The 13,553-nt window shown below is 61.2% G+C and carries 8 protein-coding genes; 3 read left to right on the forward strand and 5 right to left on the reverse strand.

The genetic code is table 11. The features are described from left to right. The first annotated feature begins 33 nt into the window (after nt 1-33). Both HX811_RS23140 and HX811_RS23145 read left to right on the forward strand, forming a co-directional pair. Entirely contained in the window at nt 34-2,067 is a 2,034-nt protein-coding gene (locus HX811_RS23140) for a type VI secretion system tip protein VgrG (RefSeq protein ID WP_177047559.1), read from the forward strand. Beyond that, complete coding sequence (locus HX811_RS23145; protein WP_177047690.1) at nt 2,064-2,777, forward strand: DUF4123 domain-containing protein; 714 nt, start codon at nt 2,064-2,066, stop codon at nt 2,775-2,777. Before HX811_RS23140 ends, HX811_RS23145 begins: the two co-directional genes overlap by 4 nt. On the opposite strand, the gene HX811_RS23150 is transcribed toward HX811_RS23145, so the two are convergent. Then, nucleotides 2,763-4,040 (reverse strand): O-acetylhomoserine aminocarboxypropyltransferase/cysteine synthase family protein, encoded by a 1,278-nt coding sequence (locus HX811_RS23150; RefSeq protein ID WP_008439168.1) that lies wholly within the window; start codon nt 4,038-4,040, stop codon nt 2,763-2,765. The two genes, HX811_RS23145 and HX811_RS23150, sit on opposite strands and share 15 nt — an antisense overlap. Before the next feature lie 174 nt (nt 4,041-4,214). On the opposite strand from HX811_RS23150, the gene HX811_RS23155 reads away from it, so the two are divergent. Beyond that, complete coding sequence (locus tag HX811_RS23155; RefSeq protein WP_003209435.1) at nt 4,215-5,051, forward strand: 23S rRNA (adenine(2030)-N(6))-methyltransferase RlmJ; 837 nt, start codon at nt 4,215-4,217, stop codon at nt 5,049-5,051. 123 nt (nt 5,052-5,174) lie between these two features. Here HX811_RS23155 and msrA read toward each other — a convergent pair whose 3' ends face one another. The 4 genes from msrA to aceE all read right to left on the reverse strand — a co-directional run bounded on the left by msrA (nt 5,175) and on the right by aceE (nt 13,212). Then, on the reverse strand, nt 5,175-5,822 hold the full coding sequence (gene msrA, locus HX811_RS23160; protein ID WP_003209436.1) for a peptide-methionine (S)-S-oxide reductase MsrA: 648 nt from the start codon (nt 5,820-5,822) through the stop codon (nt 5,175-5,177). A gap of 74 nt (nt 5,823-5,896) precedes the next feature. Beyond that, nucleotides 5,897-8,587: a bifunctional diguanylate cyclase/phosphodiesterase gene (locus HX811_RS23165; RefSeq protein ID WP_177047561.1), complete on the reverse strand. Its 2,691-nt coding sequence runs from the start codon at nt 8,585-8,587 to the stop codon at nt 5,897-5,899. Nucleotides 8,588-8,902: 315 nt separating this feature from the next. Next, complete coding sequence (gene aceF / locus HX811_RS23170) at nt 8,903-10,555, reverse strand: dihydrolipoyllysine-residue acetyltransferase (protein ID WP_087692500.1); 1,653 nt, start codon at nt 10,553-10,555, stop codon at nt 8,903-8,905. Nucleotides 10,556-10,566: 11 nt separating this feature from the next. Next, nucleotides 10,567-13,212: a pyruvate dehydrogenase (acetyl-transferring), homodimeric type gene (aceE, locus tag HX811_RS23175; RefSeq protein ID WP_003209439.1), complete on the reverse strand. Its 2,646-nt coding sequence runs from the start codon at nt 13,210-13,212 to the stop codon at nt 10,567-10,569. Between the last annotated feature and the right edge of the window lie 341 nt (nt 13,213-13,553).

The following is a 13,553-nucleotide window of genomic DNA, read 5'->3' on the forward strand; positions in this document are numbered from 1 at the left end:
ATCGGCCACCCACTACTCGCAGAGAAACACCGGATGTTCGCTCCTGCCAATCAAAGTGCCTTTAGCCTGACCCTCGACGGTGTGCCCAGTGTTCTCAAGGTGCGTGAGTTCACTGGCGATGAATTCATCAGCCTGCCCTATCGTTTTGACCTTGAACTGGTCAGCGAGCAACCCGACCTTGACCTGGAAAGCTTGATGCATCGCCAGGCGTTCCTGGGGTTTGATGCGCATGGGCATGGTATTCATGGCCAGGTTTATCGGGTGGCGCAAGGCGACTCTGGCAAGCGCCTGACGCGTTATCAGATCACGCTGGTTCCGCAGTTGGCTTATCTTGAGCACAGCGCTCACCAGCGGATTTTCCAGAACCGGACGGTGCCGCAGATCATTGCACTGGTGCTGGAAGGGCAGGGTATCCAGGCGGATGCCTTCTCGTTTCAACTGAGCGGGGTGTACCCCGAGCGTGAGTACTGCGTTCAGTTTGGCGAAACCGATCTGGCGTTCATCCAGCGCTTGTGCGCCGAGTCGGGCATTCACTACCACTTCCAGCACCACCCCGAGCGCCACCTTTTGGTGTTCGGCGATGACCAGAGCGTGTTCGCCCAGCCTGAGCAAGCCACTCAATACGCGGCGGGTTCGGGGATGGTTGCCGACACGCCGGTGATCAAGCGTTTTACCCTGCGGTTGAAGACCCGTACCACCGATGTGAATCTGCGGGACTACGACTTCAGAAAGCCACGCCTGAGCTTGGAAAGCACGGTGTCCGGCGGCCAGCGTCCGATGCTGGAGGAACAGTGTTATCCCGGGAATTTTACGGATCGCGCTCATGGTAAATACTTGGCGCAACGTAGGTTGGAGCGCCATCGCGGTGACTTTCGCCAGGCCAGTGGCCATAGCGACCAGCCGTCCCTGGTCAGCGGGCAGTTCCTGAGGATGGAAGGGCATCCTCGCCAGGAATGGAATGATTTGTGGCTGGTCACCCAGGTGACGCATGCCGGGCGCCAGCCTCAGGTGCTGGAGGAGTCGACCATCGACGCCTCGGGTGATGAATCGGCTCAGGGCTACAGCAATCACTTTGTCGTAACGCCATGGGAGGTGCCGTTTCGAACGCCGCTGCTGGTATCGCGACCGCCGATTTCTGGCTATCAAAACGCCGTAGTTACAGGGCCGGCAGGCAGCGAGATCCATTGTGACGAGTATGGCCGGGTCAAGGTGCAGATGGCCTGGGATCGCGCCGGGGAGCACGACGAACATTCCAGTTGCTGGCTGCGGGTGGCCAGTGGCTGGGCCCATGAGCACTACGGCTCGGTGTTGATCCCGCGGGTGGGCATGGAGGTGCTGGTGGGTTTCGTCGACGGCGACGCCGACACGCCGCTGGTGGTCGGTTGCCTGGCCAATGCCGCCACGCCGGTGCCGCTGGACCTGCCAGCCGACAAGACCCGCAGCATCTTCCGTAGCCAGACCAGCCCCGGCGGCGGTGGCTACAACGAGCTGCGCATCGAGGACCGCAAGGGTGCCGAGGAAATCTACCTGCGCGCCCAGCGCAACTGGACCCAGCATGTACTGCACGACCAGCACGTGCAGGTCGACAACCAGCGCGACGTGATCGTCAAAGGCCTTGATCGTCACGAGCTTCAGGGCGAAGAACAGCGCACCACCCACGGCAACCGCCTGACCGAACTCAAGCAGGACGATCACCTGATGGTCGCGGGCTCCCAGCAGGTACGTGCCGGGTTGACCATTCACATCGGTGCCGGGCAAAACGTCGTTATTGATGCGGGTGCCAGCGTGACCCTCCAGGCCGGTGGGCAGTGGATCAACGTTTCGGCGGGCGGGATTTTCAGCAGCACGCAAATCCAGCTTGGCGGCTCCCCGGCACCGGCGGGAGCGCCGCTGACGCCGGGGCTGCAGGAAAAGTTGCTGGCGGTAATACCTGCACCGTTGAGTGCCGTCCAGGTGTTAAGCCTGAAGCGCAGCGCACCCTTTTGCGAAGAGTGCGAGCGCTGCAGGAATGGCGTGTGCAATACGCCCCTGCATCGCAATACATCACTGCCCGCGGGTGCGCCATGATTTCTCCCGGGCAGTGGCTTGAGGCTGCGCCGTTGCAGGCGGGCGAGCAGTTGTTTGTGGTGATGGGCAATGCCAGCGACTGCAAGCCGCTCGATGCGTGGCGGCGTACCGACGGACGTGCACTTAGCCCCATCTGGGCGGGCAGCGAGTATGCTGCGTGGGATGAGGTCATGCCCTACGTCGCGGTGGTCGCCGCGGACAGCGCTTTTCTGAAATGGGCCGCCGAATGCGAAGGTATCGACTGGGGTTGGCTGGCGGTGTCGTCCTGTTCCTTGCACACCGTCGTCGAGCATCTGCGCAGCCTGACCAAGGTACTGTTGCCGGAAGGGCCGGCGGTGTTCTTTCGCTTCTGGGACGGTGCTTATGTCCTGCCTGTGTTGCAGGCGCTGGGGCCACAGGCAAAGGAGTTGCTCCCGGTGTTCAGTCGCTACTGGATCAATGGTCGCCAGCATGAGGTAGCGGTTACGGCAGCGGGAGCGGCAAAGCCCGGCCCATGGTGGCAAGTGCCGCCGCATGTTCTCCAGCGCCTGGGTGAGCAATCGAGCGTTACGCAGGTGGACAACCTGTTGCAATGGCTGGAAGAACAGCGCCCGGACCTGTACAGCGCCTTTGTGCCGGCGACCTTGAAGCACAAGGTCGCCTACTTCGTGCGCCGGCCGGATGTCAGCCATCAGGCGCTGGCCGCCTGGCTGGCCTCAGAGCTGGGTTGAGGCCAGCGACTGCTGCAAGTCTTCGATCAGGTCCTCAATCGCCTCGATGCCCACCGACAGGCGAATCATCTCCGGCTTCACCCCGGCCTTCGCCTGCTCCTGTTCATTCATCTGGCGATGGGTGGTGGACGCCGGGTGGCAGGCCAGGGACTTGGCATCGCCAATGTTCACCAGGCGCTTGAAGATCTGCAGCGAATCGTAGAAACGCACGCCCGCCTCATAACCACCCTTCAGGCCGAAGGACAGAATCGCCGACGGTTTGCCCTGCATGTATTTCTGCGCCAGGTGATGGTGGGGGTGATCCGGCAGGCCGGCGTAGCTGACCCACTCCACCAGTGCGTGGTCTTGCAGGAAGTGGGCAATCTTCAAGGCGTTTTCGGTGTGGCGCTCCATGCGCAGGGCCAGGGTTTCCAGGCCTTGCAGCAGCAGGAATGCATTCATCGGCGCCAGGGCCGCGCCGGTGTTGCGCAGCGGCACGGTACGGGCGCGGGCAATGAACGCCGCCGGGCCGAATTTTTCGGTGTAGACCACACCGTGATAGGCCGGCTCCGGCTGGTTGAGGCCGGGGAATTTCTCCGGGTACTGGGTCCAGGGAAAGGTGCCGCTGTCGACGATCACGCCACCCAGTGAGTTGCCGTGGCCGCCCACGTATTTGGTCACCGAATGCACGACGATGTCCGCGCCGAACTGGATCGGCTTGCACAGGATTGGCGTGGCCACGGTGTTGTCCACCATCAGCGGCACGCCACGGGCGTGGGCGACGTTGGCCAGGGCTTCGATATCGATGATATTGCCTGCCGGGTTGCCGATGCTCTCGCAGTACACCAGTTTGGTGTTGTCATCGATCAGCTCGGCGATGGCTTCGGCGCAGTCGTCACGGGCGAAGCGCACGTCAACGCCGAAGCTCGGCAGCAAGTGGGCGAACAGGGTGTAGGTGCCACCGTACAGCTGCGGGGTGGTGACGATGTTGTCACCGGCACGGGTCAGGGTCTGGATCGCGTAGTGGATCGCCGCGCTGCCGGCCGACACCGCCAGGGCCGCGATGCCGCCTTCCAGCGCCGCGATGCGTTGCTCCAGCACGTCGTTGGTGGGGTTCATGATGCGCGTGTAGATATTGCCGGGCACGTCGAGGTTGAACAGGTCGGCGCCGTGCTGGGCGTTATCGAATTCGAAAGCGACGTTCTGGTAGATCGGCACGGCGACGGCCTTGGTAGTCGGGTCCGACTTGAAGCCATGGTGCAAAGCGATGGTGGCGTCTTTCATGAGTTGTTATGACCTCCATGGATAATTGCTCGCCACAATAAATCCGCTTTCGCACCGCCAATTAGACTATTTTCGGCAGCGCCCCTGTGTTTGCGGCATAAGCGCCACCTGACGCGCAGCCCTGCACCTTTGCCTGCGTAAAAGGTAAACTTCGCCCCCTGCGCAGGAGCAACCATGAATTATCGTCACGCCTATCACGCCGGCAACCACGCCGATGTCTTCAAACACCTGACCTTGACCCGCCTCATCGCCCTGATGTCGCGCAAGGAGCAGCCGTTTGCCTATCTCGACACCCACGCCGGCATTGGTCTGTACGACCTGCAGGGCGACCAGGCGAACCGTACCGGTGAATACCTGGAAGGCATCGCCCGCCTGTGGGGCCAGGCCGACCTGCCGCCGCTGACCGCCGATTACATGCGTGTGCTGCACGAGATGAACCCGGATGGCGAATTGCGCTACTACCCGGGTTCGCCGGAGCTGGCGCGACGCCTGACTCGTCCTCAGGACCGCGTGCTGCTCAACGAAAAGCACCCGGAAGACGGCCTGCTGCTCAAGGACAACATGAAGGGTGATCGTCGGGTGAAAGTCCACCTTGGCGAAGGTTGGCACGTGCCACGGGCATTGCTGCCGGTGCCGGAAAAGCGTGCGTTGATGTTGATAGACCCGCCGTTCGAGAAGCTCGACGAGATGCAGCGCTGCGCCGCGTCCCTCAAGGAAGCCGTGAGCCGGATGCGCCAGACGGTGGCTGCGATCTGGTACCCGGTGAAGGACCAGCGCATGCTGCGCCGCTTCTACCAGGACCTGGCCGGTACCGGTGCGCCGAAGTTGCTGCGGGTGGAATTGCTGGTGCATCCGCTGGACACGCCCAACACCCTGACCGGTTCGGGTCTGGCGATTGCCAATCCGCCGTGGGGGCTGGAGGAGGAGTTGCGTGAGCTGCTGCCGTGGTTGTCCAAGCAGCTTGGGCAAACCCAGGGTGGCTGGCAGATGGATTGGCTTATCGCCGAGTAACTGATCGTTCCCACGCTCTGCGTGGGAACGCATCCTGTGACGCTCTGCGTCACGAATTTCAGAGCGGACGCGGAGCGCCCAGAGCGGCATTCCCACGCAGAGCGTGGGAACGATCTGGTGCAATCAGATCGGGCAGGTCACGCCGGTGCCGCCGATTCCGCAGTAACCCTGCGGATTCTTCGCCAGGTACTGCTGGTGGTACGCCTCGGCGAAATACACCGTCGGCGCTTCTTCGATTTCGGTGGTGATGGTGCCCAGGCCGGCCTTGGTCAATTCCGCCTGATAAGCCTCTGCGCTGGCCTTCGCCGCCTCCAGGTGCTCCGGCTTGACCGCGTAGATCACCGAACGATACTGGCTGCCGATGTCATTGCCCTGGCGCATGCCCTGGGTCGGGTTGTGCAGTTCCCAGAACATTTTCAGCAGCTCTTCGTAGCTGATCTTGTCCTGGTCAAACACCACCAACACCACTTCGCTGTGGCCGGTCAGGCCTGAGCAGACTTCTTCATACGTCGGGTTCGGCGTGTAGCCGCCGGCATAGCCCACCACCGTGCTGACCACACCGTCGCGCTGCCAGAAACGACGCTCTGCACCCCAGAAGCAACCCAGGCCGAAGATCGCAAACTCTACGTTGTCGACAAAGGGGCCCAGCAGCGGGTTGCCGTTGACGAAGTGCGTCTCGGGCAGCGACATCGGGGTTTCACGGCCAGGCAAAGCTTGTTCTTGAGTGGGAAGCACGTTTTTATTCACCAGGATTTCCGAGCGCAAGACCATGATCAGTCCTCTCAGTCAGATTGAGTTACAAGTAAGAGTTCAGACTGCCAGTGTGCCCGAGTGTTACCGCGCTGTCAGGCGATTGGCCCGCGAGGATAGCGTTTAAGCATCGTCATCAGCTCGGCCCCCGGGATTGGCCGGTCGAACAGGTAGCCCTGGCCGACGTCGCAACGGTGGCGGCGCAGGAACGCCAGCTGCTCGGCAGTCTCGATGCCTTCGGCCACCACCTTGAGCTTGAGGTTGTGGGCCATGGCGATCACCGCCGAGGTGATTTCCATGTCGTCCTGGTTGTCCGGGATTTCATGGATGAAGCTGCGATCAATCTTGATGATGTCGATCGGGAATTTTTTCAGGTAGCTCAGCGACGAGTAACCGGTACCGAAGTCATCCATCGCCAGGGTCAAGCCGAAACTCTTCAGTTGGTCCAGTTGCAGGCGCGTGTCTTCGGTGGCTTCCAGCAGCAGGCCTTCGGTCAACTCCAGTTCCAGCAGGTTGGCCGGCAACTGTTCTTCCTTGAGGATCGTGGCAATCGAGGCCACCAGGTCCGGGTCGGAAAACTGCTTGGGCGACAGGTTGATCGCCACTTGCAGGTTGCCCATGCCGGCGGCGGTCAGCTGTCGGCTCATGCGGCAGGCCTGGCGGGCGATCCATTTGCCGATGGGGATGATCAGCCCGGTCTCTTCCGCCACGCTGATGAATTGATCGGGGCGGATCATGCCCTTTTCCGGATGGTTCCAGCGTAACAACGCTTCCATCCCCAGCAGACGACCGCTGCGCAGGCACAGCTTGGGCTGGTAGAACACGTCCAGTTCGTTCTGGGTCAGGGCGCGGCGCAGGTTGTTTTCCACGAACAGTTTGTAGCTGGCTTCGGCATTCAGCGCTTCGGTAAATACCTGCACCTGGTGTTTGCCGTTGGCCTTGGCCTTGTGCAGCGCCAGGCCGGCGTTGCGCATCAGGGTCTGCGGGTCGCGGCCATGCAGCGGCGCGCAGGCGAGGCCCACGGAGCCGGTGACGCTGATCAGCTGGTTGTCGACGAACATCGGCTTGTCGAGGGTGGCCAGCAACTGGCTGGCGACCTGCTGGCCGGTTTCAAGGTCGGTATCGTCCAGCAGCACGGCAAATTCGTTACTGGCAAATCGCGCCAGGCTGCCACTGGCGGTCAGGCTGTTGCGCAGGCGCCGGGCCAGGCTGATCAGCAGCTTGTCGCCGGTCTGGTGGCCGAGGCTGTCGTTGATCCGCTTGAAGTTGTCGATGTCCACCAGCAGCAGGCTGATGGGGCTGTCGCTGTCCCGGGCAAAGCGTTCGTCCAGGTTGCGGATGAACGCCGGGCGGTTGCCCAGGTTGGTCAGGTTGTCGGTGTACGCCAGCCGCTCGATGCGCTGCTGGGCCAGCTTGGTCTGGGTGATGTCTTCGTAGATGCCGATGTAATGGGTCAACTCACGGTTGTCGCCATAAACCTTGGAGATCGACAACTGGCCCCAGTAGGGTTCGAGGTTCTTGCGCCGGCTCTTGAACTCGCCTTGCCAACTGTTGCTCTTGGCCAGGCTTGAAGGCGCGTCGAACAGCAGCTCGCTGAGGTTCTCCAGCGCCGGCAGTTCCGACAGCTGGTGGCCGTGGACTTCATCGGTGCTGTACTGGGTGATCGCGGTAAAGCTTGGGTTGACGTATTCCACCACGCCGTCGCAATTGACCAGCAGGAACGCATTGGCGCTTTGCTCCACGGCTCGCTGGAACAAGTGCAGGGCACTGGTGGCGGTGCGGCGGTTGTGGTTGTTGATCACCTGGGCGAACTGGTCGGCCAGCTCGCCGGCAAAGGCGATCTCGTCGGACTGCCAGACGCGGGTGCTGCCACTTTGCTCCAGGCACAACACGCCGACCACATTGCCATCGACGCGGATGCTGGCGTCGAGCATGGCGTGGATGTCCCGCGGGCGTAGGCTCTCGGCCATTTCACGCGTGCGTGGGTCGCGCATGGCATTGGTGGCGTCGATCGCACGGCTGGTTTGCAGGGCTTCCAGGTAATCCGGGAAGCCACTGGCATCGATAGACTCTGGCAGGTGGTGCTGCTGATCGGCGCGGTGATAAGCGGAAATCGGCACCAGATGCTGGTTTTCGAGGTTCCAGATGCTTGCGCAGTCGATCTGGTAGATATCGCAGGCACTGCGGGTGATCAGCTCGGCGGCTTCCTGCAGCGAGTTGTTGGTGCTGTAGCGCTGGCGGGCCAGCAGCAGGATCAACTCCTGCTGGGCGCGCACCCGCTCAAGGTGTTGCAGTTGTTCCTGCTGGGCGCGCTGGTTGAGTTCCAGGGCAATCTGCAAGCGGCTGTTCTGGCTCTCCAGGTCTGCCGCAGGGGCCGGTGGGAGATCACTGAACAGGCCGTCGACCACCATCAGGTAGCCGCGCAGCAGGTGACGATTGTGTTGTTTGTAGGCTTCACCCAGTTCCAGCAGGCTCAACGGGCCGTCGTTGGTGTGCAGGGTGTAGCGCACCAGGTAATGCGGGCTGATGGTCAGCTGTTCCTGGATCGCATCATGCAGCTGATAGCGCGCCTGGGGCTCCATCAGGCTGGCGTAGGGCGAGCCGATCAGGGCGCACAGTTCCATCGCGGGCAGGCCGAACTGGCGTTCGCAATTGGGGTCGAGGTACAGCAGGGCCCAGCTAGCCTCATTAAGCCGCTCGAAACGCAGCATACCGAGGCGCGAAGGCACCGGTAATTGCGTCACTACCTCGGCCGCCGTACGGGCGACATCGGGTTGGCTTTTCATGGGGAAACTCGCTTGGAAAAATGCGCATCGCGCCGGGCTCACGCCCTCTTTACTGTTGCCTGCGGCAAGGTTGCATCATGCAGCACAGGCTGACAAGAGAGGATGAAGGCTAAGTGCTATAAGTGGGTTATCGGCCAGCGAGCGGTTTTCTGCAACCGGGGTGATGGGCGGTGTACAACCTCGATTTCCGTGTCCAGGTTTTCCCTGGAAAGCAGGCAAAAAAAGCCCCGCCAATTGGCGGGGTTGAGGTACGAGCGTGGCGCTCGGAAATCGTTGAAGCCAGGTCTTCTGCATGGGCAGAAGACCTGTTGTGGCTTAAAGCAGGATGGTGCGGATGTCGTTCAGCAACTGACTCAGGCGCTGGGTGAAGCGTGCGGCAGCCGCGCCGTTGATCACACGGTGATCGTAGGACAGCGACAGTGGCAGCATCAGCTTCGGCTGGAACGCTTTACCGTCCCACACAGGCTGGATAGTGGCCTTGGAAACACCCAGGATCGCCACTTCCGGCGCGTTGACGATTGGCGTGAAGCCAGTGCCGCCAATGTGCCCGAGGCTGGAGATGGTGAAGCACGCGCCCTGCATGTCGTCCGGGGTGAGCTTCTTGTCGCGGGCCTTGGCAGCCAGTGCAGCAGCCTCAGCGGCAAGCTGCAGCAGGCTCTTCTGGTCGACGTTCTTGATGACCGGTACCAGCAGGCCATCCGGAGTGTCGACGGCAAAGCCGATGTGCACGTACTTCTTGCGAATGATCGCCTTGCCGCTTGGCGCCAGCGAACTGTTGAAGTCCGGCAGCTCCTTGAGCAAATGTGCGCAAGCCTTGAGCAGCAGGGGCAGCACGGTCAGCTTCACGCCGGCCTTCTCGGCCACGGCTTTCTGCGCAACGCGGAATGCTTCCAGGTCGGTGATGTCGGCCTGGTCGAACTGGGTCACGTGCGGGATGTTCAGCCAGCTGGCGTGCAGGCCGGCCGCGCCGATTTGCATCAGGCGGGTCATCGGCACTTCTTCGATTTCGCCGAAGCGGCTGAAGTCGACGGTGCGGATCGGCGGAATGCCCGAGCCACCGGTAGCAGCGCCGGCAGCCGGAGCTTCCTTGGCCTTCTGCATCATGGATTTGACGTAAACCTGCACGTCTTCCTTGAGCACGCGACCGTGAGGACCGCTGGCGGTTACCGCGCTCAACTCGACGCCGAATTCACGGGCCAGTTGGCGCACGGCAGGGCCGGCATGAACCTTGGCACCGCTTGGCGCAGGTGCAGCCGCCGGAGCCGGTGCGGCCTCCGCTTTTGCAGCAGGCGCAGGTGCAGGCGCGGCAGCAGCCGGTGCGGCTTCAGCCTTGGCGGCCGGAGCAGCGGCGGCCGGAGCGGCAGCAGCCGGGGCAGCAGCGCCCGCCACTTTCAGCTTGAGGATGAAGTCACCAGTGCCGACTTCGTCTTCCAGCTTCACGGCAATGCTTTCCACCACGCCGGCAGCCGGCGAAGGGATTTCCATGGAGGCCTTGTCGGACTCCAGGGTGATCAGCGATTGATCAGCTTCGACGGTGTCGCCGACTTTAACCAGCAGTTCGATGATCTTGGCCTTGCCCGACGAACCGATGTCCGGAACATGAATGTCCTGGACTGTTTCGGCGGCAGGTGCAGCCGCCGGAGCCGCAGGGGCCTCGGCAGCAGCGGCAGGCTTCTCGGCGGCAGGAGCCGGGGCAGCAGCAGGAGCGGCCGCCGCAGGGGCCGCATCAGCGGCACCTTCGATTTCCAGCTCAAGCAGTTCGTCGCCTTCTTTCAGGCGGTCGCCCAGCTTCACTTTCAGGCTTTTGACCACGCCGGCCTTGGGAGCAGGGATTTCCATGCTCGCCTTGTCCGATTCCAGGGTCAGGATGCTCTGGTCGGCTTCGACGGTGTCGCCGACCTTCACAAACAGTTCAATTACTTCACCTTCACCGCTGCCGATGTCAGGTACGCGAATGAGTTCGCTCACAGAAAGTCTCCTCAGCAGTCCAGTGGGTTGCGTTTTTCCGGGTTGATCCCGAACTTGACGATAGCGTCTGCTACCACCTTGGGTTCGATTTCACCACGGTCAGCCAAGGCTTCCAGGGCTGCCAACACCACGAAGTGACGGTCGACTTCGAAGAAGTGACGCAGCTTCTTGCGGCTGTCACTACGGCCGAAACCGTCGGTGCCCAGGACTTTGAATTCCTTGGACGGTACCCACTGACGAATTTGTTCAGCAAACAGCTTCATGTAGTCGGTAGAGGCGATAACCGGACCCTTACGGCCAGCCAGGCACTCTTCGACGTAGGTGCGCGCAGGCTTCTGGCCCGGGTGCAGGCGGTTGCTGCGCTCTACGGCCAGGCCGTCGCGACGCAGTTCGTTGAAGCTGGTAACGCTCCATACGTCAGCACCGACGTTGAACTCTTCACGCAGGATTTTTGCAGCTTCACGCACTTCGCGCAGGATGGTGCCGGAGCCCATCAGTTGCACGTGGTGAGCGGCTTCCTTGGTGTCTTCTTCGAGCAGGTACATGCCCTTGATGATGCCTTCCTCGACACCGGCCGGCATGGCTGGCTGCTGGTAGGACTCGTTCATCACGGTGATGTAGTAGAAAACGTCCTGCTGCTCTTCGGTCATCTTCTTCATGCCGTCCTGGATGATCACCGCCAGCTCATAGCCGTAGGTTGGATCAAAGGTGCGGCAGTTCGGGATGGTGCCCGCCAGGATGTGGCTGTGACCGTCTTCGTGTTGCAGGCCTTCGCCGTTCAGCGTGGTCCGCCCGGCAGTACCGCCGATCAGGAAGCCACGGGTACGGCTGTCGCCTGCTGCCCAAGCCAGGTCGCCAATACGCTGGAAACCGAACATCGAGTAGAAGATGTAGAACGGCAGCATCGGCTGGTTGTGGCTGGAGTACGAAGTACCGGCAGCGATGAAGGAGCTCATGGCGCCCGCTTCGTTGATGCCTTCTTCGAGGATCTGGCCCTTCTTGTCTTCCTTGTAGAACATCACCTGGTCTTTATCGACTGGCTCGTAGAGCTGGCCGACGGAGGAGTAGATGCCCAACTGACGGAACATGCCTTCCATACCGAAGGTACGGGCTTCGTCCGGGATGATCGGCACGATACGCGAGCCGATTTCCTTGTCCTTGACCAGCTGCGCGAGGATCCGCACGAAGGCCATGGTGGTGGAGATTTCACGGTCGCCCGAGCCGTCCAGGATTGCCTTGAGGGTATCCAGTGGCGGAGTCGGGATGTTGAAGCTCTTGGCGCGGCGCTGAGGCACGAAACCGCCCAGTGCAGTGCGACGCTCGCTGAGGTAGCGGGCTTCGGCGCTGTTTGGCTCCGGCTTGAAGAACGGCAGGTTCTCCAGCTCTTCGTCCTTGACCGGGATGTCGAAGCGGTCGCGGAACAACTTCAGGCTGTCGACATCGACTTTCTTGGTGTTGTGCGCAGTGTTCTTCGCTTCGCCGGCACCGGTGCCATAACCCTTGATGGTCTTGGCCAGGATGACGGTCGGTTGTTCTTTGTGGTTGACCGCTTCGTGGTATGCCGCGTAGACCTTGTACGGGTCGTGGCCGCCACGGTTGAGTTTCCAGATCTCGTCGTCGGACAGGTCTGCAACCATTGCCTTGAGTTCAGGCGTGTTGAAGAAGTGTTCACGTACGAACGCGCCGTCTTTGGCTTTGTAGTTCTGGTACTCGCCGTCGATGACTTCGTCCATGCGGCGTTGCAGGATGCCGTCGACGTCCTTGGCCAGCAGTGGGTCCCAGAAACGGCCCCAGATGACTTTGGTCACGTTCCACTGAGCACCACGGAACACGCCTTCGAGTTCCTGGATGATCTTGCCGTTGCCGCGAACCGGGCCGTCGAGGCGCTGCAGGTTGCAGTTGATGACGAAGATCAGGTTGTCCAGCTTCTCGCGGCCGGCCAGGGAGATGGCGCCCAGGGATTCCGGCTCGTCACACTCGCCGTCGCCCAGGAAGCACCAGACTTTCTGCTTGCCTTCAGGGATGAAACCACGGGCTTCCAGGTACTTCATGAAGCGTGCCTGGTAGATCGCCTGGATCGGGCCCAAGCCCATGGATACCGTCGGGAACTGCCAGAAATCAGGCATCAGCCAAGGGTGCGGATAGGACGAGAGGCCCTGGCCGTCGACTTCCTGGCGGAAGTTGTTCATTTGTTCTTCGGTGATGCGGCCTTCCATGAACGCACGGGCGTAGACGCCTGGCGAGGTGTGGCCCTGGAAGTAGATCAGGTCGCCGCCATGTTCTTCGGTCGGGGCCTGGAAGAAGTAGTTGAAGCCGATGTCATAGAGGGTTGCGCTGGAAGCGAAGCTGGAGATGTGACCGCCCAGGTCAGAATCTTTCAAGTTCGTGCGCATTACCATCGCCATGGCGTTCCAGCGTACCAGCGAGCGAATGCGGCGTTCCATGAACAGGTCGCCAGGCATGCGTGCTTCGTGGGTTACCGGGATGGTGTTGCGATACGGCGTGGTGATGGCGTAGGGCAGTTGCGAGCCGCTGCGGGTCGCGAGTTCACCCATACGGGTCATCAGGTAGTGAGCACGGTCTTCGCCTTCTTTGTCGAGAACCGATTCCAGGGCGTCCAGCCATTCCTGGGTTTCGACGGGATCGAGGTCTTGCATGGCTTGCTCCAGGGCGGAAAGGCTACCAGAATCGGTTGCCTGAAGTTTGCGACTGGCCTTGTGGGCAGACGACATAAATTCTTGGATGGCCGAAGGTTGCTTCGGCGTCCTGTAGTTTTACTACAAATCGTCGGCCATTTCAGCCTTTCGAATGTATATACGAGTAGTAAAACTACACAAGACTGAGCGGATTGCTCGGTCTAGCTGGCGAGCATAATCGTTATTGTTGATCTTTTGCGAACAAGAAAGGGTAGAGATTTGATGTTGACTGCCAAAAAAGAAAAATTTTCAGCTATTTCTAACCTTTGTTCGACAGTCCTTCACCGAGCGTGGTTCTTGCG

Origin of the sequence: Pseudomonas sp. F8002 (assembly GCF_013385495.1) — a bacterium.
In the GTDB taxonomy this organism is placed as follows: domain Bacteria; phylum Pseudomonadota; class Gammaproteobacteria; order Pseudomonadales; family Pseudomonadaceae; genus Aquipseudomonas.